General features: G+C 71.7%; 22 protein-coding genes. 11 read left to right on the top strand and 11 right to left on the bottom strand.

Annotated elements, in window-relative coordinates:
* Positions 1-119: 119 nt before the first annotated feature.
* Positions 120-1,598, top strand: coding sequence for an MFS transporter (locus HNR02_RS23615; protein ID WP_179775299.1), 1,479 nt, complete (start codon positions 120-122; stop codon positions 1,596-1,598).
* Positions 1,599-2,187: 589 nt separating this feature from the next.
* On the opposite strand, the gene HNR02_RS23610 is transcribed toward HNR02_RS23615, so the two are convergent.
* Complete coding sequence (locus HNR02_RS23610) at positions 2,188-3,507, bottom strand: MFS transporter (protein WP_179775298.1); 1,320 nt, start codon at positions 3,505-3,507, stop codon at positions 2,188-2,190.
* Between the two features lie 48 nt (positions 3,508-3,555).
* Positions 3,556-4,407 (bottom strand): MaoC family dehydratase, encoded by an 852-nt coding sequence (locus tag HNR02_RS23605; protein WP_179775297.1) that lies wholly within the window; start codon positions 4,405-4,407, stop codon positions 3,556-3,558.
* A 200-nt stretch (positions 4,408-4,607) separates the two neighbouring features.
* Between HNR02_RS23605 and HNR02_RS23600 the strand changes: the two genes are divergently transcribed.
* The 3 genes from HNR02_RS23600 to HNR02_RS23590 are packed head-to-tail and all read left to right on the top strand — an operon-like array spanning position 4,608 to position 7,032.
* Positions 4,608-5,480 carry an SDR family NAD(P)-dependent oxidoreductase gene (locus tag HNR02_RS23600; protein WP_179775296.1) on the top strand — a complete coding sequence of 291 codons (873 nt, stop codon included), beginning with the start codon at positions 4,608-4,610 and terminating at the stop codon, positions 5,478-5,480.
* A 32-nt stretch (positions 5,481-5,512) separates the two neighbouring features.
* Positions 5,513-5,896, top strand: a complete 384-nt coding sequence (locus tag HNR02_RS23595) for a Zn-ribbon domain-containing OB-fold protein (protein ID WP_312861109.1) — start codon at positions 5,513-5,515, stop codon at positions 5,894-5,896.
* Positions 5,896-7,032, top strand: a complete 1,137-nt coding sequence (locus HNR02_RS23590) for a thiolase C-terminal domain-containing protein (RefSeq protein WP_179775294.1) — start codon at positions 5,896-5,898, stop codon at positions 7,030-7,032. Before HNR02_RS23595 ends, HNR02_RS23590 begins: the two co-directional genes overlap by 1 nt.
* A gap of 366 nt (positions 7,033-7,398) precedes the next feature.
* Here the strand turns inward: HNR02_RS23590 and HNR02_RS23585 are convergent, their stop codons facing one another.
* The 3 genes from HNR02_RS23585 to HNR02_RS23575 are packed head-to-tail and all read right to left on the bottom strand — an operon-like array spanning position 7,399 to position 12,380.
* Entirely contained in the window at positions 7,399-10,014 is a 2,616-nt protein-coding gene (locus tag HNR02_RS23585; RefSeq protein WP_179775293.1) for a P-loop NTPase fold protein, read from the bottom strand.
* A 39-nt stretch (positions 10,015-10,053) separates the two neighbouring features.
* A complete protein-coding gene (locus HNR02_RS23580; RefSeq protein WP_179775292.1) occupies positions 10,054-11,244 on the bottom strand; it encodes an acyl-CoA dehydrogenase family protein in 1,191 nt (396 codons plus the stop codon).
* On the bottom strand, positions 11,241-12,380 hold the full coding sequence (locus HNR02_RS23575) for a CaiB/BaiF CoA transferase family protein (protein WP_179775291.1): 1,140 nt from the start codon (positions 12,378-12,380) through the stop codon (positions 11,241-11,243). Before HNR02_RS23575 ends, HNR02_RS23580 begins: the two co-directional genes overlap by 4 nt.
* 151 nt (positions 12,381-12,531) lie before the next feature.
* Here HNR02_RS23575 and HNR02_RS23570 point away from each other — a divergent pair, with 151 nt between their 5' ends.
* Positions 12,532-13,233, top strand: a complete 702-nt coding sequence (locus HNR02_RS23570) for an IclR family transcriptional regulator (protein ID WP_312861108.1) — start codon at positions 12,532-12,534, stop codon at positions 13,231-13,233.
* Positions 13,234-13,464: 231 nt separating this feature from the next.
* Here the strand turns inward: HNR02_RS23570 and HNR02_RS23565 are convergent, their stop codons facing one another.
* Entirely contained in the window at positions 13,465-13,833 is a 369-nt protein-coding gene (locus HNR02_RS23565) for a DUF5997 family protein (RefSeq protein ID WP_179776089.1), read from the bottom strand.
* Positions 13,834-13,878: 45 nt separating this feature from the next.
* On the opposite strand from HNR02_RS23565, the gene HNR02_RS23560 reads away from it, so the two are divergent.
* From HNR02_RS23560 to HNR02_RS23545, 4 genes are all read left to right on the top strand, one after another.
* Positions 13,879-14,595 carry a LysR substrate-binding domain-containing protein gene (locus HNR02_RS23560; protein ID WP_179775290.1) on the top strand — a complete coding sequence of 239 codons (717 nt, stop codon included), beginning with the start codon at positions 13,879-13,881 and terminating at the stop codon, positions 14,593-14,595.
* A 143-nt stretch (positions 14,596-14,738) separates the two neighbouring features.
* On the top strand, positions 14,739-16,157 hold the full coding sequence (locus HNR02_RS23555) for an amino acid permease (RefSeq protein ID WP_179775289.1): 1,419 nt from the start codon (positions 14,739-14,741) through the stop codon (positions 16,155-16,157).
* On the top strand, positions 16,120-16,305 hold the full coding sequence (locus tag HNR02_RS23550) for a hypothetical protein (RefSeq protein ID WP_179775288.1): 186 nt from the start codon (positions 16,120-16,122) through the stop codon (positions 16,303-16,305). The genes HNR02_RS23555 and HNR02_RS23550 overlap by 38 nt, the downstream gene beginning before the upstream one ends.
* A gap of 9 nt (positions 16,306-16,314) precedes the next feature.
* Complete coding sequence (locus HNR02_RS23545; RefSeq protein WP_179775287.1) at positions 16,315-16,950, top strand: hypothetical protein; 636 nt, start codon at positions 16,315-16,317, stop codon at positions 16,948-16,950.
* On the opposite strand, the gene HNR02_RS23540 is transcribed toward HNR02_RS23545, so the two are convergent.
* Positions 16,919-17,410 (bottom strand): MarR family winged helix-turn-helix transcriptional regulator, encoded by a 492-nt coding sequence (locus HNR02_RS23540; protein WP_179775286.1) that lies wholly within the window; start codon positions 17,408-17,410, stop codon positions 16,919-16,921. The two genes, HNR02_RS23545 and HNR02_RS23540, sit on opposite strands and share 32 nt — an antisense overlap.
* A gap of 60 nt (positions 17,411-17,470) precedes the next feature.
* Here HNR02_RS23540 and HNR02_RS23535 point away from each other — a divergent pair, with 60 nt between their 5' ends.
* Both HNR02_RS23535 and HNR02_RS23530 read left to right on the top strand, forming a co-directional pair.
* Entirely contained in the window at positions 17,471-19,228 is a 1,758-nt protein-coding gene (locus tag HNR02_RS23535) for a chloride channel protein (RefSeq protein WP_312861107.1), read from the top strand.
* Entirely contained in the window at positions 19,228-19,704 is a 477-nt protein-coding gene (locus tag HNR02_RS23530) for a nitroreductase family deazaflavin-dependent oxidoreductase (protein ID WP_179775285.1), read from the top strand. The genes HNR02_RS23535 and HNR02_RS23530 overlap by 1 nt, the downstream gene beginning before the upstream one ends.
* Before the next feature lie 178 nt (positions 19,705-19,882).
* On the opposite strand, the gene HNR02_RS23525 is transcribed toward HNR02_RS23530, so the two are convergent.
* From HNR02_RS23525 to HNR02_RS23510, 4 genes are all read right to left on the bottom strand, one after another.
* A complete protein-coding gene (locus HNR02_RS23525; protein ID WP_179775284.1) occupies positions 19,883-20,491 on the bottom strand; it encodes a class I SAM-dependent methyltransferase in 609 nt (202 codons plus the stop codon).
* A 146-nt stretch (positions 20,492-20,637) separates the two neighbouring features.
* Entirely contained in the window at positions 20,638-21,459 is an 822-nt protein-coding gene (locus HNR02_RS23520; protein WP_312861106.1) for an inositol monophosphatase family protein, read from the bottom strand.
* On the bottom strand, positions 21,456-22,637 hold the full coding sequence (locus HNR02_RS23515; RefSeq protein WP_179775282.1) for an alpha-D-ribose 1-methylphosphonate 5-triphosphate diphosphatase: 1,182 nt from the start codon (positions 22,635-22,637) through the stop codon (positions 21,456-21,458). The genes HNR02_RS23520 and HNR02_RS23515 overlap by 4 nt, the downstream gene beginning before the upstream one ends.
* Positions 22,634-23,368, bottom strand: coding sequence for an ATP-binding cassette domain-containing protein (locus HNR02_RS23510; protein WP_179775281.1), 735 nt, complete (start codon positions 23,366-23,368; stop codon positions 22,634-22,636). The genes HNR02_RS23515 and HNR02_RS23510 overlap by 4 nt, the downstream gene beginning before the upstream one ends.
* Position 23,369: the final 1 nt, after the last annotated feature.

Here is a 23,369-nt window from a genome sequence, read left to right as displayed (position 1 = left end):
GACATTTGTGCCCCTTCCGGGGTGAAACCCCCTCCTGATCAACCCGTTTGCGGGAGTCCCGCAACCGCGCACGGGTGCATAGGATCGAATGAGATTCTAGGATTGGGAGGGGTGTGCCCATGTCCGAGCGGGAACGGCTGCGGTACGCGTGGCGGGCGTTGTCGGTGGTGAGCATGGCGAGCATCCTCACCGCGCTGGGCAGCAGCTCGCTGAACGTGGCACTGCCGGAGGTGGTGCGGCACTTCCATGCGGGCACCGCGGCGGCGAGCTGGATGCTGTTGTCGTTCATGCTGGCCAACACCGTGCTGATGGTCGTGTTCGGACGGCTCGCGGACCTGTTCGGGCGCCGCACGCTCTACCTGTGTGGCCTGGCGACCTACACCGGCGCCAGCCTGCTGCTCGGGTTCGCGCCCGGGGCGTGGTGGCTGGTGGGGCTGCGGGTCGCGCAGGCGGCGGGCGGGGCGATGCTGCTGACCAACAGCGCCGCCATCCTGACCGACGCGTTCCCGCGCGGTCACCTCGGCCGTGGCATGGGTGTCTACATCGCCTCGTTCTCGGTGGCCCAGCTGATCGGCCCCACGCTGGGTGGTTTTCTCACGCACCGGTTCGGATGGCAGTGGGTGTTCTGGTTCAACGTGCCACTCGGGCTGATGTGCCTGGCCTGGGGCGCGGTGACGTTGCGCCGGACCGCCGTCGCGGACGGGGATCGCGGCATCGACGTTCCGGGCAACCTGCTCGTGCTGGTGTCGCTCGGCGGGCTGCTGTTCGGGCTGTCGCAGGCCGGTGATCGCGGCTGGGGCGATCCGGTGGTGCTGACCGGCGTGGCGTTGTTCGCGGTGCTGGTCCCGGTGTTCGCGATCGTCGAGCGGCGCAGCCCGCATCCGGTGGTGGACGTGCGACTGTTCACCGACCGGGTGTTCACACTCGGCCTGCTCGCGTCGTTCCTCAACACGGTGGCGCGGATGGCCGTGGTGCTGCTGGTCGCGTTGTTCTACCAGGCGGTGCACGGGGAAGATCCGGTGTCGGCCGGGTTGAAGGTGCTGCCGCTGTCGGTCGCGGCGATGATCGCCTCGGCGTGCGCGGGCCCACTGCAGGCCCGGATGAGCGCCCGAGCGGTGGCCGCACTGGGCACCTTCACCGGCACCGTCGGCCTGGTGGTGCTGCTGGTGTTCCTGTCCGCCGACGGCAGCTACGCCCCGATCGGCGTCGCACTGGTTCTCCTGGGTGCCGGTTCCGGCATGTTCATGCCCGCGAACACCACCGCGCTACTGGACGAGCTGCCCCCGCACCGAGTGGGCATCGTCAACGCGATGCGCCTGATGGTGCAGAACACGGGCGTCGTGATGAGCACCGCGCTGGCGCTGTCCCTGGTGACGAGCCCCCTGCCCGCGGCGATCCGCCCGTCGGTGTTCGCGGGCACCCTGTCGCACCTGCATCCCGGTGAGGTCGGCCCTCTGGTGACCGGATACCGCCTCACCATCGGCGTGATGACGGCGACCTCGGTGGTGGCCGTACTGGTTTCCCTCGCCGCACGCGGCAAGGGCAAGCGCCAGCGAGTTGCAGTAACCCCGGAGCTGGGTGGTCATCGCGTCGCCTGACACCGGACGATCACCTTGCGCCAGGGCCGCAACCTCTCTGCTCACCGGCGGCCGGCTACGCAACCTTGCGGCCCTGGCTCAAGGTGATAGGCACAAACCGGAAGGCGACGGGATGACCACACAGCGACCACCCACCCGAGGTGAGCCGGACTGCGAAACCCCTGGTCATCCCGGAGCCAGCCCGTCCGGCGAGGACTATCCCTTGATCTTTGAACCCGGGCTTCCGGCGGCGAGGTGACCGCTGGGCACGCCGCCGTCGGGTAGTCGGTCACCACAGACCGCCCCCCGCCCCTCCTCGCGGAGGGTTCCAGTCGCCGAGCAGACGCGTCAAGGCGGGAAAGAGTACCTTGACCCGCCTGATCGGCGACCGAAGCGGGCTGGGGATGAGGGGCGGGGGCGGTCCGGGCAGTTCGGGTCTCGGCTTCCGTTGCCGGGCGACGGCCGGGATCGGCGGGGCATCCAGACGTTCCCCAATCTGGCGTTGGTGGCGTTGAACGCCACCAATGTGGCATCGGGAGCGTTCAACGCCACTGGTGCCGCAGCGCGGCTTCCGTTGCAAGGCGGCGGTTTTCCGAGGGTGAGAGAAACCCTAGTTCCCCGCCCGCTCCAAGGACTGTGCCGCCACCGCCGCACGCCCGCGGTGCGGCCGCCACGGGCCGTGGAAGGCGAAGGCCGCCGGGATGAACAGCAGCAGGCACAAGGCCGCCACTCCGAGCCAGGTGCGCCACCCGGCAGCTTCCACCAGGTGCGGGCTCACGAACAACACCACCACGGCCATCACCTTCGACAACGCGCCGTACAAACCCCACGCGCTGCCCTGCAGCCGGGGGTCGATGTCCTCGGCGTCCTCGGAGTAGTTCGCCATCCACGGCCCGTATGCGACGCCCAGCGAACCGCCGAGCAGGGCGCCGGTGATCATCAGGTGCACGTGCGACACCCCGGGATCACCCATCAGCAGGATCAGGTACCCGGTCACCAGCACGGCCACGATCGAGCCCGCGACGCAGATCGGCTTGCGCACCTGCAGCCGGTCCGACACCCGCCCGATCACCACGAGCGTGAGCAGGTTCAGCACCCAGAACGCGGACATGATGCCCGACGCGGTGGAGGCGTTGAGCTCGAACGCCTCGGCGAGCATCGTCTGGCCGAACAACGACAGCGTCATGTAGATGACCAGCCACAGCGAGATCCCGACGACGTGGGCCCAGATGTTGCGGTGCCGGAACAGCTCCCGCGCCCGCGCCGGTCCCGGCCGCACGGCGCCGATGGCCTGCTGCTCGGTCTGCTGGATCCGCGCCCGCAGCTCCGGGGAGAGGTCGGCGATGTTGAACATGATGACCACCGAGATCACCAGCGAGAACACGCCCATGATCACGAACTGCGAACGCCAGTTGTCATCGAACAGCGGGAGCGTCGCGCTGGCCACCGCGGCGGCCAGGAAGTTCGCGCCCACCGGGCCCCACGTCCAGAACCCGAACGCCTGCGCCCGCCCCATCCGCGGCGAGAAGTCCCGCACCAGCGGCGCGGTGCCCGCCATCGCCATGCCGTCCACGATGGACAGCAGAATCCGCACCAGCAGCAGCTGCGTCGGCGAGTGGACCGTGACCATCAGGAAGCAGCACACCGCGGTGGCGAACATCAACGGCACCAGCAGGCGCACGCGTCCCACGTGATCGGTCAGCCTGCCGCCGATCGCGGAGGCGAACGCTCCCGCCAGCACACCCGCCGCCGACACCAGACCGTAGGTGGCCAGCGACATGTGCAGGTCCTTCAGCAGCAACGGGACCACCGGCGCGATCTGCGCCTCGTAGGACCCGATCAGGATCGCGAGCACGGCCATCGTCAGGATCCGCATCCGGCGCCCGCCGGTGGGATACTCGGTCAGCTCGCGTATCGGCAACAACCTCATGGCACGGCCCCTTCCCTGGGTGAACCGGACTCAAGCGCGTGAACGGGGTCAGCGGGGGCGGACCGTGGCGGTGCCCCGGTCGATCACCACGGTGCCGTCTTCCTTGGTGGTGCGGAACAACGCGGTATCGCCGTCGCACCACATCGACACGGTGAGCGGCTCGCCGGGGAACACCGGTGCGCTGAACCGCCCGGACATCCCGGCGAAGCGCGCCGGATCCGACCCGGCGAGCGTGTGCAGCAGCGCCCGGCCGGTGACCCCGTAGGTGCACAGGCCGTGCAGGATCGGGCGCGCGAACCCGGCCCTGGCCGCGAACTTCGGGTCGGAGTGCAGCGGGTTGCGGTCCCCGGAAAGCCGGTACAGCAGCGCCTGTTCGGGCCGCGTGCGATAGGTGACCCGGTGGTCCGGCGGCCGCGACGGCTGGGACCACCGCGCGGACGGGCCCCGCGATCCGCCGAAGCCGCCCTCGCCGCGGATGAAGACCGAACTGCGCGTGGTCACCAGGGTTTCGCCCGAACCGGGTTCGACCGCGCGCGCCTCGCTGACCACCAGCGCGCCGGATCCCTTGTCGTGGACGCCGGTCACCGTGGTGGTGACGTGGACGGTGCCCGCGGGCGGCAGCGGCCGGTGCAGCTCGAAGGACTGCTCGGCGTGCACCAGCATCGCCCGGTCGAAGTCGCCGAGGTCGCGGCGGGCGGGCGCCTGCGCGGCGAGCACCGCGAACGTGGGCAGTACCCGTTGCCTGACCCCGGCGGAGTTTTCCGTGGTGAACTCCAGCTCGCCGGCCGGATCGTCCATGCCCGCGCCGACCCCGAGCGCGTAGAGCAGCGTGTCCGCGCTGGTCCAGCTCCGCTCGGCGGGCTCGGACTCCAGGCCGATCACATCGTGGTTGAGGGGCACGTGCCTTCCTCCTCGCTGCGGCGCCGTTGCCGCGTCGGGATGCCTCACGACCGAGTGGGACCAGACACGAATATTAGAATTCGATTCGTCTATTAGAGGCATCCCGGACACCACTGTCAAGACCCTTGACAAGCGCCGCGACCGGGCCGAAGGTAATTCCAGAACCACATTCTAAAACGTGCGGCGGAAGGCGGGACGGCATGGGACGCCTGGACGGACGGGTCGCGATCGTGACCGGAGCGGGCAGGGGAATCGGCGCCGCGGTGGCGCGATCGCTCGCGGGCGAGGGCGCGCAGGTGGTGGTCAACGATCTCGGCACCCGGCTCGACGGTTCGGGCGCCGACAGCGGTCCCGCGGCCCTGATCGCCGAGGAGATCGTGGCGGCGGGCGGCAAGGCCGTCGCCGACACCTCCGACGTCTCCGACCACGGGGCCGCGGAGAAGCTCGTCGGCACCGCGCTCGCCGAGTTCGGCAGGCTCGACGTGCTGGTGAACGTGGCGGGCATCCTGCGGGACCGGATGGTGTTCAACATGGCCGAGCACGAGTGGGACGACGTGATCCGGGTGCACCTCAAGGGCACCTTCAACACCACGAAGTTCGCGGCGGCGCACTGGCGCTCGGCCGGGGACGGCGACGCGCAGAACCGGATCATCAACTTCACCTCGGTCTCCGGTCTGCACGGCGCACCCGGTCAGCCCAACTACGCGGCGGCCAAGATGGGCATCGTCGGGCTGACCTACTCCAGCGCGCACGCGCTGGCCCGTTACGGCGTCACGGTCAACGCCGTCTCCCCCGGCGCGGCCACCCGCATGACGGCCTCGATCCCCGGCGAGCGGCGCCGTTCCCCCGCCTCCGAGGAGCATTCGCCGGACAACGTCGCCCCGCTCGTGGGCTACCTGGCGGGCACCGGGTCCGGCTGGATCACCGGACGGATCCTGCATACCGCCGGCTACCAGGTGGCGCTCTACACCAATCCGGAACCGGTCAGCCGGATCTTCGGCACCGGCCCCTGGGACCCCGACACCCTGGCCGCGCGGATCGAGCAGGCATTCGGCCCGGCGCTGCGCCGCTGAGTCCACAGAGGAGCGATGTGAAACCGGTTCCGGTGCCCACACCCGAAACGCAACCGTTCTTCGACGCCGCCGCGCGGGGCGAGCTGCGGATCCAGCGCTGCCTCGACTGCGGCAGGCCGTTCTTCCATCCACGCCCGTGTTGCCCGTTCTGCGCCTCCGCCGACCTCGAGTGGTTCACCACCAGCGGACGCGCGACCCTGTACTCCTACACGATCACGCACCGCCCGGCGCCGGGATTCGAGGCGCCGTATGCGATCGCGGTGGTGCAGCTGGCCGAAGGACCCCGGATGATGACCAACATCGTCGGCGTCGAGAACACCCCCGGGAATCTGGTGCTCGACATGGACCTGCGGGTGACCTTCGAACAGCGCGGCGACGTGACGATCCCCCAGTTCACCCCGGTGGAGGTGGCGTGATGACGGACGTGGTGATCGCGGGCGCGGCCGAGACCGACGAGATCGGCGTGCTGCCGCACCATTCCACGCTGCGCCTGCACGTGGAGGGGGCGCGCAACGCCGTCGCCGACGCCGGCCTGCGGATGTCCGACATCGACGGCATCGCCAGCGTGTCCTCGCCCGGGCCGGTGATGGTGGCGCACGCGCTGGGCGTCGCACCGCGGTGGATCGACGGCACCGGGGTCGGCGGGACGTCGTTCCTGCTGCACGTCCGGCATGCGGTCGAGGCGATCCGCGCGGGGCACGCGAGCACGGTGCTGATCACGCACGGCGAGTCGGGCAGGTCCCGGGTCGGGGCGGCGCGGGGCGCGTTCCCGGCGTCGAGCCCCAACGCCCAGTTCGAGGCGCCCTACGGGGTGACCGGCCCGCCGAGCATGTTCACCATCCCGCTGCTGCGGTACATGAAGGAGTTCGGCCTGACCGCCGAGCAGCTCGCGTCGGTCGCCGTGGTGCAGCGCGAATGGGCCTCGCGCAACCCGCGCGCCCGCTACCGCGACCCGATCACGGTGGAGGACGTGCTCGCGTCGAAGATGATCTCCTACCCGCTGCACCTGCTGGAGTGCTGCCTGGTCACCGACGGCGGTGGCGCGCTGGTCGTCACCTCCGCCGAGCGGGCCCGTGACCTGCCGCGGCCGCCGGTGCACATCCTCGGTACCGGCGAGACGTTCGAATCACCGCTGATCTCGCAGATGGCGGACTTCACCACGTCCGCGGCGTTCCGCCGGTCCAGCGCGGACGCGTTCGCCGAGGCCGGGATCACGCACTCCGACGTCGACCACGTGATGATCTACGACGCGTTCGCGCACGTCCCGGTCTACGGCCTGGAGGACATGGGGTTCGTCGGACGCGGCGAGGCCGGTGCGTTCATCGCCGAAGGCCGCACGGCTCCCGGCGGCGAGCTCCCGCTCAACACCAACGGCGGTGGCCTGTCCTACACTCACACCGGCATGTACGGGATGTTCCTGGTGCAGGAGTCGGTGCGGCAGCTGCGCGGGCAGGCCGCCGCGCAGGTGCCGGGCGCCGAGGTCAGCGTGGCGCTGGGCAACGGCGGGATGTTCATGGCCGCCGGCACCCTGGTGCTGAGCAATCACACCTAGGGTCTGTATCCAAGCCGGATCGGCCGTTCGGGTGTGGCTTCTCCTGCCGGGTGCGCCGCTACGCGGGTTGTGCGCTACGCGCGGCTGGCGCTACGCCGGCTGTTGCGCTGCGCGGCTGAGGGCGCCGGCTTCGCTACGGCGCGATCGTGGTGGTGGGCCGCACCGCTGTCCATCGTTTCGGTTGCCGGGACACCGCGTCAAGCCGGGACAGAGTGGCTCGGCCCGGCGTGCCGTCGGCGAGTCCCACGTTCCAGTCGGCGAGTTCCACGCTCTCGCGCGTGAGTTCTGCATTCCCGGCGGGAAGGTCCACGCTCGGTGAGTGGGGCCGGACCAAAACCGCGGCTACGAGCCACGTCGACATACGCTCTAGCCGCCGAGGAAGTAGGAGAAGCGCCGGATGCGGGGCGCCCACAGGCGGAAGCACGACAGGTCCGGCAGCGTCACCGGCAGGTCGCGTAGTCCACTGTGGATCTCGGGCAGGCCGTCCACGAAGTCCGGCCACGTGGTGCTCTCCGGCGCTCGGGCGAGGCTCGCGGCGAACTCCTCGTACCGCGGCCCATACCCGGTCACGACGCCGAGGAGCACCGCGACGGCCTGGTACTCGCCGTCGTCGTCGTTTTCGCCGAGGAACCGCGCCGCCGGGGAGAGGTCCCGCGTGGCGCGCACCATCCGGTAGAGGTTGAACAGGCGCTTGGCCTTGCGTGGCGTTTTCACGAGCGGGTCGAGCGCCGTGAGAATCCGCAGCTCCGGCTCCGTGAGCGGAACCGGGGCCGGCGGCGTGGCCGCGGGGCGGCGGTCCAGTTCCGAGCCCGCTTCGACCGTGATCGCCGGTGCCGCTCCGGTGCGTGGTTCCGGCACCGTCGGCGCGTCCGGCGCCGGGGATTCGTCGTCCACCAGCGACCGCAACAGCCGTGTCAGGCTTCCCCCGGACATGCCGGGCAGGGCCAGCGGCACGTTGATGATCTTTTCCAGGTAGTCCTCGGGGGTCACGCCCTGCTCGCCGCCCAGGATTTCGTCGTAGTGGCTGCACAGTGACCGCAGCAGCCACCGCGGGTCCACCCCGATGACGACGACGAACAGGTCCAGGGCCAGCAGCAGGTGCACCGCTTCGATGACCTCGACCACCTGCCGCGGGCTGCACCGGTCGAGGTCATCGATGTAGAGGACGATGCGGTCGATCGGCGTCCGCGCCTCGCCACCCGGATGCTCGCGCCACTGCGCCATGAGCCGCACCAGTTCGGTGAGGTCCTTGCGGATGGTGGACACCAGGCCGAGGTGACGGGTGTAGGCGCCGGAGCCGGCCCGCTCGGCGAGGAAGGTGTAGAGCCGGTGACCCGGAGTCGTCGTGGCGAGGCGGGTGCCGAGTTCGCCGACGCGCGTGACCACGTCCTCCAGCCGCGCCTGCGCGACCCGCTGGTCGGCTTCCGCACGGCGCAGCGCGGCGACCTTCGCGGCCAGAGCGGGTTCCTCCCCCGCCACGTCGTCGAGCCCGGACCGCAGTTCCTGGCTCAGCGCGCCGAGTTTGGCGAGTCCCGCGCGGGCCCGTCCGGCGAGCCACAGGCCCCAGGTCGAAACGGCGGCGGCCACGGTGCCCGCGGCGGCCAGCCAGTCCCGCACATCCGGGGCGAAGGCCGCGACGGCGGCGAGCCCCAGCAGCACGGTCAGCGCGGTCCCGGCGGCGATCTGACCGCGGCGTCCCTTCGCGGTCCGTCCGATGTCCTTGAGGTGCCCCCGGACCTCGCCGCTCTCGGCGAGCAGCAGCCCGGCCCGCTCGATCTCGTCGTCGACGCCCAGGTCACGCCACAGGGCGTCGGTCTCTTCCCGGAACCGGGGCGACCGGTGCAGGGCGCGCACGAGATCGGCCGCGGTGGTGCGGCGCGCCCCCAGCGCCTGGTCGACCTCGGTCTGCAGGGCCGTCGCGGCCTCACGCGCCTGCTCGATTTCCCGTTCCAGCGCCCGGCGCTGTTCCAGCCGCTCGGCGAGTTCCGCACGGAGCAGACCGGCCTCGTCGCGCTCGGGCCCGGCGAGCTGGCGGAAGATCTCCTCACCCAGGCTCGCCCACAGGTTGGTGTCGGCGTAGTGCCAGGCGTTGAACCCGATCTGCACGATCTCGCGGTGATAGGCGGGCCCGCCGAAGCTCGCCAGCCGGTCCACCTCGCCGCGCAGCAACGCCATGAAGTAGCTCTTGCCGGAGCCCCATTCGCCGAAGATCCCGGCCGACAGCGGCAGCGGAGTCCGCCGGTCGGCGATCACGGTGGCCAGCATCGACACGTACGGCGCGAAGTCGAGCTGGTCGCGGCTCAGCGGCAGGCCGGCATTCGGGTCGACGAGGTCGGCCGACACCCCGCCCGCGAGGTCCGCCATCCCGTGCGGCGCGTCCGCCACCACCCGGCCCAGGGACTGCCGCAGCGCCTCCTCGCCCGCGGTGTGGCGGTCGAAGAACACCAGACGGCTCAGGCGCGCCCGCACCACCGGGGTTCGAAGGACTCGAGCAACGGCGGACACCACCGCGTCAGCGACCGCGGCGCGGGGCAATGCCAGCCGTCCGGTCCCCAGCAGCGGCAGTCCGATGGCAGTCGCGCCGCTCCGCACCGCGGCGTCAATCGCCGCGAACGTCGCGGCACCCGCCATGTCGGCACTAGCCATCACATCGTGCCCGGCGTCATGCGCCGTGGCCAGGACAGCTCGGACCAAGCGGGTTTCATCGGTGGCCCTCGGCAGGTCCATCACATAGGGCGACTCAGCCGTGATCCGGTCGAACGGCGCCGATCTCAACGGCCAGGAGGGCAACCACTCCATCATGGATTCCCCCAGATACCCCAGGGTGGCACCCACGGAGACCACGATGGTGTCGATCGGCAGCTCCCACGGCCGCTCGGTGCGGACCACGAGGCACTCGATTTCCTCGAGATAACCCACCGGCAGGTGCGAATCGGCCAGCGCCCGCAGCGTGTCCCCCTGATCTCCCGGCTGCCCTGCCACGCCCGGAAGGATAGCGGGCCCGGGGGCCGGGAGCACCGGTCACCGGAAGGCGGCGTGGCCCGTGATCGCCTGGCCGAGGACCAGCGTGTGCATCTCGACGGTGCCCTCGTAGGTCAGCACCGACTCCAGGTTGTTCATGTGCCGGATCACCGGGTACTCCAGCGAAATCCCGTTCGCGCCGAGGATGGTGCGCGCCGTGCGGCAGATTTCCAGCGCTTCCCGCACGTTGTTGAGTTTGCCGAGGCTCACCTGCTCCGGCCGCAGCGTGCCCGCGTCCTTGCGGCGGCCCAGGTGCAACGCCAGCAGCACACCCTTGGTGTACTCCAGGCTCATGTCGACGAGTTTCTGCTGCGTCAGCTGGAAGCCGGCGATCGGCTTGCCGAACTGGGTGCGCTCGCCCGCGTAGTCCATCGCCGCGTGCAGGCACGACCGGGCCGCGCCCATCGCGCCCCACACGATGCCGAACCGGGCCTCGTTGAGGCAGCTCAGCGGGCCTTTCAGGCCGGTCACCTCGGGCAGCACCGCATCGGCGGGCAGGCGCACCCCGTCCAGGACCAGTTCGCTCGTCACCGACGCCCGCAGCGACAGCTTGTGCTTGATCTCCGGCGCCGAGAAGCCCGGCGTGTCCGTGGGCACGACGAACCCGCGCACACCCTCCTCGGTCTGCGCCCACACCACGGCGACGTCGGCGACGCTGCCGTTGGTGATCCACATCTTGCGGCCGTCGAGCACCCAGTCCGAGCCGTCACGGCGCGCCCGCGTGCGCATGCTGCCCGGGTCGGAACCGATGTCGGGCTCGGTCAGGCCGAAGCAGCCGATGGCCTCCCCCGCCGCCATCGACGGCAGCCACCGCTGCTTCTGCTCCTCCGAACCCCATCGCCAGATCGCGAACATCGCCAGCGAGCCCTGCACCGACACCAGCGAGCGCAGTCCGGAGTCCGTCGCCTCCAGCTCCAGGCACGCCAGACCGTACTGGGTGGCGCTCAACCCGGCGCAGCCGTAGCCCTCCAGGTGCATGCCGAGCACGCCGAGCGAGCCGAGTTCCTTGGCCAGGCCGCGGATGTCGGCGATGCGGCCCTGCTCGAACCAGCCGGCGACGAACGGGTCGACGCGGTCCTGGCACATCCGGCGGACCGCGGCGGCGATGTCCTTCTCGTCGGTGCTGAGCAGGTCGGCGATCCCGGCGGGGTCGCGCGGATCGAACGGCGGCAGTTTCGCGGTGGTGCTCATCGGGTCTCCTCTGCGAGCCAGCGGCGGATCTCGTCATTGTGTTGCCCCAGCCGGGGCGGTGCCGTGTAGGTGGTGACCGGGGTGTCCGAATAGGTCACCGGGTGCCGGACCTGGCGTGGCGCCGCGCCGACGTCGACGGCCGGGTCCAGGCCGAGCGAGTCCGCCAGCCGGAGGCCGTCGCCGAGGTCGCCGACCTCGCCCGCGGGCACCCCGGCCGCGGTCAGGCGCGCGCTCCACGCACCCGCGGTGTCCCGCCGGAGCAGGTCTTCGAGGGCTTTCCGCAGCGCGGGCCGGTTGAGCACGCGGGCCTCGTTCGTCGCGAACCGGGCGTCCGCGGCCAGCGCGGGCTCGCCGAGCACTTCCGCGAGGCGGCGGAACTGGCGGTCGTTGCCGCAGGCCAGCGCCAGCACGGCGTCCTGGCAGCGCAGTGTCTCGTAGGGTGCGATGGACGGATGCAGGTTGCCCATCCGGCGGGGCGCGCGGCCGGTCGCGAGGTAGGCCGAAGCCTGGTTGGCCAGTGACCCGAGCAGGCTGGACAGCAGGTTGACCTCGACCCGCTGTCCGCGGCCGGTCGTCTCGCGGGCGCGCAGCGCGGCGAGGATCCCGATCGTGGCGTCCTTGGCCGTCAGGACGTCCACGACGGCGACGCCCACCTTCGCCGGGTCGCCGTCCTCGTCGCCGGTGATGCTCATCAGGCCGCCCATGGCCTGGACGAGGAAGTCGTAGCCGGGCAGGGCCGCGCCACCCGTGCTGCCGAAGCCGGTGACCGAGCAGTAGACGATCTTCGCGTTGTCGGCCCGGACGGTCTCGTAGTCGAGCCCGCGCTTGGCGAGCGCGCCGTCGCGGAAGTTCTCCACCAGGACGTCGGCGCGGCGGGCCAGCTCGCGGGCCAGCGCCAGGTCGGTGTCGTCGTCCAGATCGAGGACCACCGACCGCTTCGACCGGTTCGCGCATTCGAAGTACGTGCTGGAGTTACCGGTCCAGGGTGGTCCCCACGCGCGGGTGTCGTCGCCGGAGCCGGGTCGTTCGACCTTGACCACGGTCGCGCCCAGGTCGGCCAGCGTCATCGACGCCAGCGGACCGGCCAGCACCCGGCTGAAGTCGGCGACGACGACTCCGTCCAGCGGCATGTTCATGCTACGTATATTGACATCTTCCTACGTATTTACGCAACCTAGTGCGGTGTAGGGTTCCGTGAGCGCAACCGATCAAGAAAGCACCGATGCCGTGCCGACGCACCCCACGCCGCATGGCCGCCCGAGGCCCCGGCACCGCATGATCGACCGGGTGTCGACCATCCTCGACCTGGCAGCCCGCTCGCACCACGGGACGACGCTGACCGAGTTCGCCCGCGAGCTGGACGCGCCGCTGAGTTCCATCCAGGGGCTGGTGAACGGCCTGGTGGCGACCGGCTACCTGGACGAGCGCGACCGCCGCTACACCCTCGGGCCCGCGCCGTTCCTGCTGATCCGCCTCGCGGGCAAACCGACGGTCACGAGCGTCACCCACGACGATCTCCTGGCGCTGCACGAGGAAACGGGTATGACCGCGGTTCTCGCGATCGTCGTCGGCAGCGACCTCTACTACGTGGACCACGCCTCGTCGGATCCGCGCTACGCCTACCTGGCCGAGGGTTTCGTGCGACGGTCGTTGATCCGCACCTCGACCGGCTGGGTCCTGCTCGCCGGGATGGACAAGCGCGACCTGTGGACCCAGATCAGCGCCCTGCCGCCCGGCGAGGCCGGCCGGGTGGACCACTTCCTGGCCGAGCTGCCCCACATCCAGCGCGACGGTCTCGTCGCCGCGCCGGGAGCGTCGACCGAGGCCGACGGCGTGTCGGTCGCGGTGGTGGAGGACGGGAAGACCGTGGCCGCCGTGGGGATCATGGGCAGCCACGACGAGGTGGCCGAGCGGCGCAGCGAACTGGTCGAAGTGCTGCAACGGCGACGGTCGGAATGGGAGCGGCGGGCCGGAGCAGCCGGTGGTTAGGAGTTCCCCACGGACGGTGAACGGGCGTTTCACCGGGATTTCATCGGGTCCGATCACGCTCGCGCCGTGAGCACACCAACATCCCTGACGCGGACCACGTTGCTGGTCACCGCACTGGGTCTGGTCGCGGCGTGCACGAGCCCGGTCGACGGACGGGCCGGTACGCGGGTGGCGCCGGGGCCAGCTTCCTGCCGCTGGACGAGGTCAGCGCGGTGGCCGGGACGGTAGGCGCTACTTCTGGTTCTTCAACCGCGCGGCTTCCTTGCGCACCTCGGCCTGCGTGGCGCGCTCCCGCTGCAGCCATTCGGGGTTGTCGGCCTTCACCGCGTCGATCTGCTCGGTCGTCAGGGGGTCGGTGATGCCGCCGCGGGCCAGCCCGCTGATGGAGACCCCGAGCTTCGCGGCGACGACCTGCCGCGGGTGCGGGCCGTTGCGGCGCAGGTCGCGCAGCCACTCCGGCGGGTCGGCCTGCAGGGCGTTGAGCTCGTCACGCGAGACGACGCCCTCCCGGAACTCCGCGGGGGTCGCTTCGAGGTACACGCCCAGCTTCTTCGCCGCCGTCGCGGGCTTCATCGTCTGAGGGGTCTTCTGCGGCGTCATGCCCACCAGGGTATCGACCGCGGTCACGCCCGGTAACCTGGCGTGGTGACAGAGCCGGACGCAGCGCCTTCCTTCACGCTCGGTTACGTGCCGGGGGTGACGCCGGGCAAGTGGGTGCGGATCTGGCAGGAGCGCACCCCGGAGATCCCGCTGCACCTCGTGCAGGTCGCCGCCGCCGAGGCCACCGGACTGGTGCGTGACGGGGAAGCCGACGCGGTGCTCCTGCGGCTGTCTGCCGACCGCGAGGGCCTGCACGCCATCCCGCTGTACACCGAGACCACGGTGGTCGTCGTGCCGAAGGACCACCTGGTCGCGGCCGCCGACGAGGTGACCACCGGCGATCTGGCCGACGAGCTCGTGCTGCACCCCCTCGACGACACGCTCGACTGGGAGCACCCACCGGGCCGCCCGGCGCTCGACCGCCCGGCCACCACGGCCGACGCGATCCAGCTCGTCGCGGCGGGCGTCGGTGTGCTGGTGGTGCCGCAGTCGCTCGCCCGGCTGCACCACCGGCGCGACCTCACCTACCGGCCCCTGACCGGCGGGCCGCAGTCGCGGGTGGCGCTGTCCTGGCCGGAGGACGAGACGACCGACCTGATGGAGCATTTCATCGGCATCGTCCGCGGCCGCACGGTCAACAGCACCCGCGGCCGCCCGCCTGCGCCCAAGCAGCCGAAGACCAAGCGCCCGGCCGGGAACCGCAAGCCTCCCGCCTCGCAGGGCCGCGGCGCCCCGAAGAGCCGCAGACGCCGCCGCCGCTGACCCCGCCCGCACCACCCATGCCACTTTCGTCGCGTTCAGCGCCACCACTGCGGTATGGGGAGCGGCACCGGCGGGCGGAGCGTGTTGCGCCGATCGGCCGCATCCGGTTTCTTCTTCACCGTTCACCTGTCAAGATCGTCCGGATGGGACGGACCACCGATTCCGAGACCGGTCAGGGCCTGCGGCCCGGCCTGCGCCAGCGGCACGTTCGCATGATCGCCCTCGGCGGGATCATCGGGGCCAGTCTGTTCGTCGGCAGCGGGGCCGTCGTGCACACCGTCGGTCCCGCGGCGATCGTGTCCTACGCGCTGGGCGGGCTGCTCGTCGTGCTGGTGATGCGCATGCTCGGCGAAATGGCGACCGCCTCGCCGACGCTGGGCTCGTTCATGGAGTACGCCCGCGAATCGCTCGGCGGGTGGGCGGGATTCACGATCGGCTGGCTGTACTGGTACTTCTGGGTCGGCGTGGTGGCATTCGAGGCGGTCGCCGGGGCGAAGATCCTCGTCGGCTGGATCCCGGCGGTGCCGCAGTGGGTGTTCTCGCTCGTGCTGATGCTGCTGCTCACCGCCTCCAACCTGGCCTCCGCGCGCTCGTTCGGGGAAACCGAGTTCTGGCTGGCGTCCATCAAGGTCGCCACGATCGTCGTGTTCCTCACCGTCGGTGTGCTGTTCGTGCTGGGACTGTGGCCGGGCGCGTCGTTCTCGGTGGGCAACGTCGGGCTCGACGGGTTCTTCGCGACCGGCGGGTTCGCCGTCGTGCACGGGGTCGTGATCGTCATCTTCTCCTACTTCGGCACGGAGATCGTCACGATCGCCGCGGCCGAGTCGGAGGAGCCGGCGAAGGCCGTGGCGAAGGCGACCGCCGCGACCGTGTGGCGCGTGATCCTGTTCTACGTCGGTTCGATCACCCTGATCGTGATGATCACGCCGTGGCGCGACGTGCCCAGCGAGACCAGCCCGTTCGCGGCGGCGTTCGGCCGGTTCGGCATTCCCGCGGCGGAGACGATCGTCAGCGCCGTCGTGCTGACCGCCGCCCTGTCGGTGCTCAATTCCGGCCTCTACACGGCTTCCCGCATGCTCTTCGCCCTGCGCCGCCACCAGTGGGCGCCCCGCTGGATCGCCGACGTCAACCGGCGCGGCGTGCCGTGGAAGGCGATCCTGCTGTCCACAGTGGTCGGTTACGTCGCGGTGATCATGAGCTACGTCGCGCCGGACACCATCTTCTACTTCATCATCAACTCGGCGGGCGCGGTGGCGCTGTTCGTCTACGCCATCATCGCGGGTTCGCAGCTGCGGATGCGCCGCAGTATCGAACGGACGGCGCCGGACCAGCTGACCCTGCGCATGTGGGGCTACCCGTGGCTGAGCTGGCTGACCCTGGCCGGCACGCTGGCGGTCGTCGTGTCCATGGTGTTCGTCGAGGACGCGCGATCGCAGCTGTACCTGAGCGTGCTCAGTCTCGCCGTGATCCTGCTGGTGTACCCGATCGTGCGGCGGCGGGTGCGGCGCGGGGCCACACTGGGCCATGGCCTACGACCAGAACCTCGCCGCTCGCGTCCGTGACGTGGTGGCCTCCGAGGACGGCCTGAGCGAGCAGCGGATGTTCGGCGGACCGGGATTCCTGATCCACGGCGCCATGGCGGTGGCCGTGATGGGCGGACGCGAGATGCGCGGCTGGCTCCTGGTCGACACCGCCGCGAAGAAAAAGTAGCGGCACCGGATGGAACCCGTCGACCAGCGGTTGCGCGAGGCCCTGCGGGTGCAGTTCGCCGAGCGGGACACCCTGATGCGGCGGGGCGCCGTCGCGCTCGGCTGGAAAGTCGGCGCCAGCCGTCGCGAGCGGCTCGGCGGCAGTGTGATCGGGCACCTCACCTCGGCGACGCGGCTGCGTTCCGGCGACGAGTACCGGCCAGGGCCGGGCGAAGCGACCTACGCCGACGCCGAAGTCGCCGTCGCGATCGCACCCGGCGGGGTGATCGCGGGCTACGGTGTGGCGCTGGAGCTGTGTGACCTCGCGGGCACCGACGAACCGGCCGTCATCGTCGCGCGCAACGTCTTCCACCGCGCCTTCGCGCTCGGACCGTTCGCACCGGAGCTGACCGCACCGGTCGGGCAGTTGCTCCTCGACGGCCGGCTGGCCGCGGAAGCACCGGTGCCCGCGGACCTGTCCTCTCGCGTCGAGCGGGTCGCCGAACTCCTCGCCGCGATGAGTGAAGAGCTCCGCACCGGCGAGACGATCATCACCGGGTCCGTCGTCCAGGTGGCCGTGGCGCCGGGGCAGGAGGTGCGGGCCGGCTTCCCCGGGCTCGGGCAGGCCCGGACGGTCAGGGCCAGAACGTCTCCGCCTGGTCGGTGACCCCGGGCTCGTCCCCGGCCTCGGTGAACGCCGTCAGCGCCCGCACCAGTCCGTTGCGCGTCGCCGAGGGCATGCGGCTCACGATGCGCGTGATCTCGCGGCGGCGGCGCTCGGTGACCTCGTGCACGACGTCGGCTCCGGCGGTGGTCAGCGACACCACCAGTTCCCGGCGGGAGGCCGGGTTCGCCGCCCGGCTGACCAGGTCGGCGGCCACCAGGCGGTCCAGCATCCGCGTCGCCGTGGACGGGTTGACCGCGAGGAAGTCGGCGAGCGCGGTGACCTTCAGCGGGCCCCGGCTGCTCAGCACGACCAGCATCCGGAACTGCGGCAGCGTGATCGACTCGTCGACGGCAGCCAGCGACCGTGCGGACACCGCGACCAGCAGGCGGGACGCGGTCAGGACGGCCTCGGTGACGGCATCGACGTCGTCCGGGGCCGGGACGGAGTGCGGGGCGGACATGGCTCAGTTCTACCTCACACCCGCTAAGCATGCCCTCCACAAGTGTTGCATACTGCAAAGGTGTTGCGAGAACAGCGCCCCGTCCGCGTACCGGCCCGGCAGTCGTGGAGCGTCTGGCTGCGGGAGAGCCCGTCCGGCCTGGCCGTGCTGGCGGTGGCGATCGGCGCGGGCGCGGGCCTGGGCGCGATCGTCTTCCGCTGGCTCATCGAGACGTTCACGCACGTCTTCTCCGGTCATACCGACTACTCCGCGGCCGGTGGTGAGCCGCATCCGTGGTTCACGGCGCTGGGTCCCTGGTTCGTCCTGATCGTCCCGGTGCTGGCCGGGCTGATCTACGGCCCGCTCGTGCAGCGCTTCGCGCCCGAGGCGCGCGGGCACGGCGTCCCGGAGGTGATGTATGCCGTCGCCGAGCGCGGCGGCCGCATCCCGGCGCAGGTGACGGTCGTCAAGGCGCTGGCGTCGGCGCTCACGATCGGCTCGGGCGGCTCGGTCGGCCGCGAAGGCCCGATCGTGCAGATCGGCTCCGCGCTGGGCTCCACCTTCGGCCGCCGGTTCCGGCTGCCCGAGGGGCGACTGCGGGTCCTGGTGGCGTGCGGCGCCGCGGGCGGGATCGCGGCGACCTTCAACGCCCCGATGGCAGGCCCCTTCTTCGCGATGGAGCTGATCCTGCGTGACTTCGCGGTCGAGTCCTTCGGCGCGGTCGTGCTCGCCAGCGTCACCGCGAGCGTGGTGGGCCGGGCGGTGTTCGGTGACGTCGCGTTTCTCGACCTGCCGCCGTTCACCCTGCGCAACCCGGTGGAGTACCTGCTCTTCATCGTGCTGGGCGTGGTGGTCGGCGCGGGTGGTGTGCTGTTCACCAAGGTCCTGTACTGGATCGAAGACGCCTGCGACTGGGTCTGGCGCGGGCCGGAGTGGTTGCGCCCGGCCGTCGGCGGGCTGCTGCTGGGCGGGCTGCTGCTGGTGCTGCCGGAGATGTACGGCGTGGGCTACCCGGTGCTGCAGAACGCCGTCGAGGGCGACTACGTGTTCGGGTTCCTGCTCGTGCTGATGATCGGCAAGATCGTCGCCACCAGCCTGACGATCGGCATCGGCGGCTCCGGCGGGGTGTTCGCGCCGTCGCTGTTCATCGGGGCGATGGGCGGAACGGCCTTCGGTGTGGTGGTGCACGCCTGGCTGCCCGGGATGACCGCCTCCCCCGGTGTCTACGGCCTGATCGGCATGGGCGCGGCCTTCGCGGGCGCCGCTCGCGCGCCGATCACCGCGGTGATCATCCTGTTCGAGCTGACCGGCCAGTACACGATCATCCTGCCGCTGATGACCGCCATCGTCGTCGCCACGCTCACCGGTAAGGCGCTGCTCGGACCGAGCACCATCTACACCCTCAAGCTGCGCAGGCGGGGCGTCGACATCGACCGGCGGCCGGGGCCACTGGCGGGCAAGCGGGTGTCCGACGTCCTCGAACCACTGCCCGCCCCCCTGCCCGCGGACACCGCGCTGCGGCCCGCGGCCCGCGCACTGGCCCTGTCCGGGCACGGCATCCTGCCGGTGACCGGGCCCGACGGCCGCTACCAGGGGTGCGTCACGGCCCGCGCGGTCGCCGAAGCACTCACCGGGGACCAGGACGAGAACACCGGCGCACTGGCCGAGCTGCCACCCCTGGTCACCGGCCAATCCACGCTGACCGAGGCACTGGACGCGCTCACCCGCGCGGCCGGGACCGGGCTGCCGGTGCTCGACCGCGAGTCCGGCACGCTCACCGGCTGGATCAGCCACGAGGCGATCCTGGCCACCGTCCACACAGGACAGAAAGGAATCTGATGGGACTGACCGACCACACCCCTTCCGGCCTGCTGCGCGCGATGTTCCGCGCGCCGGTTCCGCTGTACCGGCTCGGGTTCGGCCCGTTGTTCGGGCACCGGCTGGTGTATCTGGCGCATCGCGGCCGCAAGAGCGGGCGCCGCCGCGAGGTCATCCTCGAAGTGGTCCGCTTCGACGCACGCCTGCCGGAGGTCGTGGTGGTGTCGGGGTGGGGCGAGCGGGCCGACTGGTACCGCAACATCCAGGCCGCGCCCGCGCTCGAAGTCCGCATCAGCGCGCGACGCTGGGCGGAGCCGCGGCAACGGGTGCTGGAGCAGGATGAAACGGTGAAGCTGCTGCAGGATTACCGCGACCGGCATCCCCGCGCCTGGCGCCGTCTGGCACCCCTGCTCGGGTTCCCGCCCGACCCCGCCGGAGCGCGCGAGGCACTGTCCCGGATCCGGGCCGTGGCCTTCACGCCCCGGAACTGTCGGTAGGACGCGCGATGCTGCCGGAGTTATGAGCGTTCGGCCAGGCCCAGCAGCACCCGGTGGGTGTCGCGGGTGACCTCCGCGGCCTCCAGCACCGTCGCCGTCAGGCCCCGCAACGGGTACGTCGCCCGGCGGGTGAGCGCGAGCCCGCCGCTGACTGCCGCTCCGCGCGCGACCCCGGCCGCTACCCGCGGAGGTGGGCCAGGGCGAGATAACGGTCCTCGCCGTCGTCGAGCATGTCCAGGTGCCAGCCCGCGGCAGTGAGGGCCGCGCGGATGTTGGGCTCGGCGCGCAGATCCTCCGGGCTCAGCTCCCGTCCCTGCCGTCGCGCGAGCGCCGCGCGGCCGAGGGGGTGGAACACCGCGAGCCGTCCCCCGGTCCGGCAGACGCGGCCCAGCTCGGCGAGCCCGGCCACGGGGTCGGGCAGGTGCGACACCAGCCCCGCCGCGAAGACAGCGTCCAGTGATCCCGTGGCGAGCGGCAGGTGCAGGGCGTCCCCGAGGAGGAGACTCGCGGCCCGGTCCCGGCCGCGCCGAGCGGCCTCCTCGATCATCTGCACGGTCACATCGACGCCGATGACGCTGCCCTGCGGACCGACCGCTTCCCGCAGCTCGGGCAGCGCGCGGCCGGTGCCACACGCGATGTCCGCGACTGCCCCACCCCGTGGCGGCGCCAGATCCGCGACGGCGCGCCGGTAGCGGGGCGCGTCGTCCGGGAACTTGATCTCCCAGGTCGCCGCTCGCGGCCCGAAGAAGGCCCGCGTGGCGGCGAGGTCGGTCGGAGGCACGCTCATGACCGCAGCGTAGGCGCCGCGGACCGGAGCAGCCGCCCCGGACCACACCGAGCCGCCACCCATCGGGGTCCGCGACTTCCAGCTCCACGCCCGATGTCGCGGCGGAACGGCGATGCGGGCTCGGCGAGCGACGCGACCGGCGCCCGCTACCCCACCTCCGAACCGCGGATCGTCGCCGCGAGGTCGGCGGCCAGTTCCGGCGTCGCGGCCACCACGCCGGACCACCGGCGCGTCAGGTCCGGGTCGATCTCCACCTCGCGGCCGAACGCGTCCATCACCGCGCCGCCCGCCGCGGGGACCAGCACCGCCGCCGCCGCGATGTCCATGATCCGGTGCGTGTCGGAACCGGCGTCGGCGAAAGCGTCGGTCGAACCCTGCGCCACCAGTGCCGCCTCCAGGCAGCTGCTGGACAGGATCCGCACCCGCGCGGCGCGCCTGCTGACGCGCAGCCACGCCGCCTCGTTCCGGGCGTGCGGGCGCAGCAGGCTCACCGCCGCGCCGTCCAGCTCCCGCCGCCCCGAGGTGCGCCACGGCCCCGGCTCACCGGCGCGGGCGTGCCAGCTGCGGCCGGTGTCCAGCCACGTCGTCAGCGACTCCACCGGCTTGCCGTCCACCGCGACCACCCCGGCGAACGACGACAACGGCACCCCGGCCACCGCGTTGGCCGTCCCGTCCACCGGATCCACGACCAGCGTCACCGCGGAACCGTTGTCGATGACGCCGATCTCCTCGCTCAGCAGGTTCACCCCGCACACGTCGACGGCGGCGGCGACGGCGGTGTCGACCAACATGTCCAGCCGTGTCGTCGCCGTCCCGTCCGCGCCCATGCCGACCTTCTCCGCCAGCTCGGGCGCGGAGAACCGGGCACACGCGTCCCGGAAGGCGCCGACCGCCGCACGCGCCACCGCCGCGAGCGCCGGGTGGGTCCCGTCCGGGATCTCCGGCTCGGGCACCGGCCACCGGTTCACCGGGCACCTCCCGGGGACAGCACCGTCCGCACCGCGGGCCACGGCTGCCGCGGCTCGACCAGCACCAGGTCCGCCCGCAGACCGGGCGAAAGCCTGCCCCGGTCCGCCAGCCCCGCCACCTCGGCCGGACCTCCCGTGACCAGCCCGATCGCCTCCGGCAAGGTCGCCAGCCCCTCCGCGGCGAGCAGCATCGCCGCCGCGAGCAGCCCGGAGGGCAGGTAATCCGAGGCGATCGCCGTCACCAGTCCTCGTTCCACCAGCTCCCGGCCGGACGCGTTCCCGTTGTGCGACCGCCCGCGCAGGATGTTCGGCGCGCCCATCACCACCGGGAAACCGTGTGCTCGCGCGGCTTGCGCGGCCCCGATCGTCGTGGGGAACTCGGCGACCGCCCCGCCACGGCCCCGCAGTTCCTCGATCTCCGACGCCGAGGACGGATCGTGGCCCAGCAACCGGATCCGTGGCGACCGCTCCGCGAGCCAGGTCATCGCCTCCTCCCGCACGTCGAGCTTGCCGTCCCGCTCGGCGATCAACCGGTCGACGTGCGTGCGGGCCTCTGCTCCGGACAGTCCACGACGGCCCATCAGGTAGCGCTCGTAGTACTCGCGATCGGCGTATTGCCCCTGGCCCGGCGTGTGGTCCTCGTGCGACACCAGCGCACCGTCGGGCACCTGGTCCAGCCGGTCCCGCAGCGCCGACAGTCCTTCCGGGCTGCGGACGTCGAGCCGGTACAGGATCCGGTGGTCGACCATCCCGGCCGGGTAGGCGTCGATCGCCTCACACAGCTTCTGCGCCCCGGCCACCGTGCGCGGCATGCCGCGGCCGTGGCTCTCCTCGAACCCGACGCCGTGGAACACGGTCGTCACGCCCGCCGCTCGCAGCTTGCCCTCGAACGACAGCATCGCGAACTCGACCGGCAGCTCGGCGCCGGGCCGCGGGAGCCGCTCGTTCTCCAGGCCGTCGCTGTGGGTGTCCACCAGCCCTGGCACGCACAGCAGGCCCTGACCGTCCACATCGGAACCGATACCGGCCGGGTGGTGCTCCACCGCCACGATCCGGTCCTCCCGGACCACCACCCGCGCGTCGTCGATGACGCGGTCCGGCAGGACGGCGCGGACGTGCCCGAGCACGTAGTCGGCGGGCGGCGCCGCCGGCGTCCAGGCTTCGGCGACCGCGGTCATGCCACACCCGCCAGCAGCTCGTCCGGGCTGCCCGACTTCTCCACCAGGCCACCGGACATCCACACCACCCGCGATGCCAGCCGCCGCATCGCGTCCAGGTCGTGGAACACCGCGAGCACCGCGACACCCTGCTCGGCCAGTGAGCCGATCAGTTCCAGCGCGGCCTCCCGGTTGGCCGGGTCCAACGCGGACACCGGCTCGTCGAGCAGCAGCAGCCGCGGCGGCCGGACGGTCCCGGCCGCGAGGTTGACCCGCTGCCGTTCACCACCCGAGAGCACGCCACAGTCCACATCCCACAGTCCCTCGTCGAGGTTGAGCCGCCGCAGGGCCACCGCCGCCGCGTCACGCGCCTCCGCCCGGCCGAGCCCGCGGCGCCGGGCCGCGGCCGCCACGACCTCCCAGGGCCCGGTGCGCGGGGGCGCGGCGAGGAACTGCGACACGTAGCCGATCTCGCGGCCCCGCAGCCGCGCCATCGCCCGGTCGGCGAGACCGGTCAGATCGACCTCTCCCCCGCCGGTGCTCAGCCGCACCTCGCCGGAGTCCGGCAGGTAGGTGCGGTAGACGCAGCGCAGCAGCGACGATTTGCCGGCGCCGCTCGCACCGGCCAGCGCGACGTGCTCCCCGGCGTGCACGTCGAGGTCGACGCCGTGCAGGGACTCGACGATCCGGCCGTCGATCGTGTGCAGGACAAAGGACTTGCGCAAGTCGCGCACCGACAGCACGCGTTCCATA

This window comes from Amycolatopsis endophytica, assembly GCF_013410405.1.
Lineage (GTDB): Bacteria > Actinomycetota > Actinomycetes > Mycobacteriales > Pseudonocardiaceae > Amycolatopsis_E > Amycolatopsis_E endophytica.
This window is presented reverse-complemented; position numbering and strand designations above follow the sequence as displayed.

What these genes read in the sequence shown, in the direction of transcription:
- HNR02_RS23615 (WP_179775299.1), top strand. Translation starts at nt 120, where the DNA reads ATGTCCGAGCGGGAACGGCTGCGGTACGCGTGGCGGGCGTTGTCGGTG.
- HNR02_RS23550 (WP_179775288.1), top strand. Translation starts at nt 16,120, where the DNA reads ATGGCCTACGACCAGAACCTCGCCGCTCGCGTCCGTGACGTGGTGGCC.
- HNR02_RS23515 (WP_179775282.1), bottom strand. Translation starts at nt 22,637, where the DNA reads ATGACCGCGGTCGCCGAAGCCTGGACGCCGGCGGCGCCGCCCGCCGAC.
- HNR02_RS23525 (WP_179775284.1), bottom strand. Translation starts at nt 20,491, where the DNA reads ATGAGCGTGCCTCCGACCGACCTCGCCGCCACGCGGGCCTTCTTCGGG.
- HNR02_RS23575 (WP_179775291.1), bottom strand. Translation starts at nt 12,380, where the DNA reads ATGAACATGCCGCTGGACGGAGTCGTCGTCGCCGACTTCAGCCGGGTG.
- HNR02_RS23530 (WP_179775285.1), top strand. Translation starts at nt 19,228, where the DNA reads ATGGGACTGACCGACCACACCCCTTCCGGCCTGCTGCGCGCGATGTTC.
- HNR02_RS23540 (WP_179775286.1), bottom strand. Translation starts at nt 17,410, where the DNA reads ATGTCCGCCCCGCACTCCGTCCCGGCCCCGGACGACGTCGATGCCGTC.
- HNR02_RS23590 (WP_179775294.1), top strand. Translation starts at nt 5,896, where the DNA reads ATGACGGACGTGGTGATCGCGGGCGCGGCCGAGACCGACGAGATCGGC.
- HNR02_RS23510 (WP_179775281.1), bottom strand. Translation starts at nt 23,368, where the DNA reads ATGGAACGCGTGCTGTCGGTGCGCGACTTGCGCAAGTCCTTTGTCCTG.
- HNR02_RS23600 (WP_179775296.1), top strand. Translation starts at nt 4,608, where the DNA reads ATGGGACGCCTGGACGGACGGGTCGCGATCGTGACCGGAGCGGGCAGG.
- HNR02_RS23545 (WP_179775287.1), top strand. Translation starts at nt 16,315, where the DNA reads ATGGAACCCGTCGACCAGCGGTTGCGCGAGGCCCTGCGGGTGCAGTTC.
- HNR02_RS23555 (WP_179775289.1), top strand. Translation starts at nt 14,739, where the DNA reads ATGGGACGGACCACCGATTCCGAGACCGGTCAGGGCCTGCGGCCCGGC.
- HNR02_RS23580 (WP_179775292.1), bottom strand. Translation starts at nt 11,244, where the DNA reads ATGAGCACCACCGCGAAACTGCCGCCGTTCGATCCGCGCGACCCCGCC.
- HNR02_RS23565 (WP_179776089.1), bottom strand. Translation starts at nt 13,833, where the DNA reads ATGACGCCGCAGAAGACCCCTCAGACGATGAAGCCCGCGACGGCGGCG.
- HNR02_RS23610 (WP_179775298.1), bottom strand. Translation starts at nt 3,507, where the DNA reads ATGAGGTTGTTGCCGATACGCGAGCTGACCGAGTATCCCACCGGCGGG.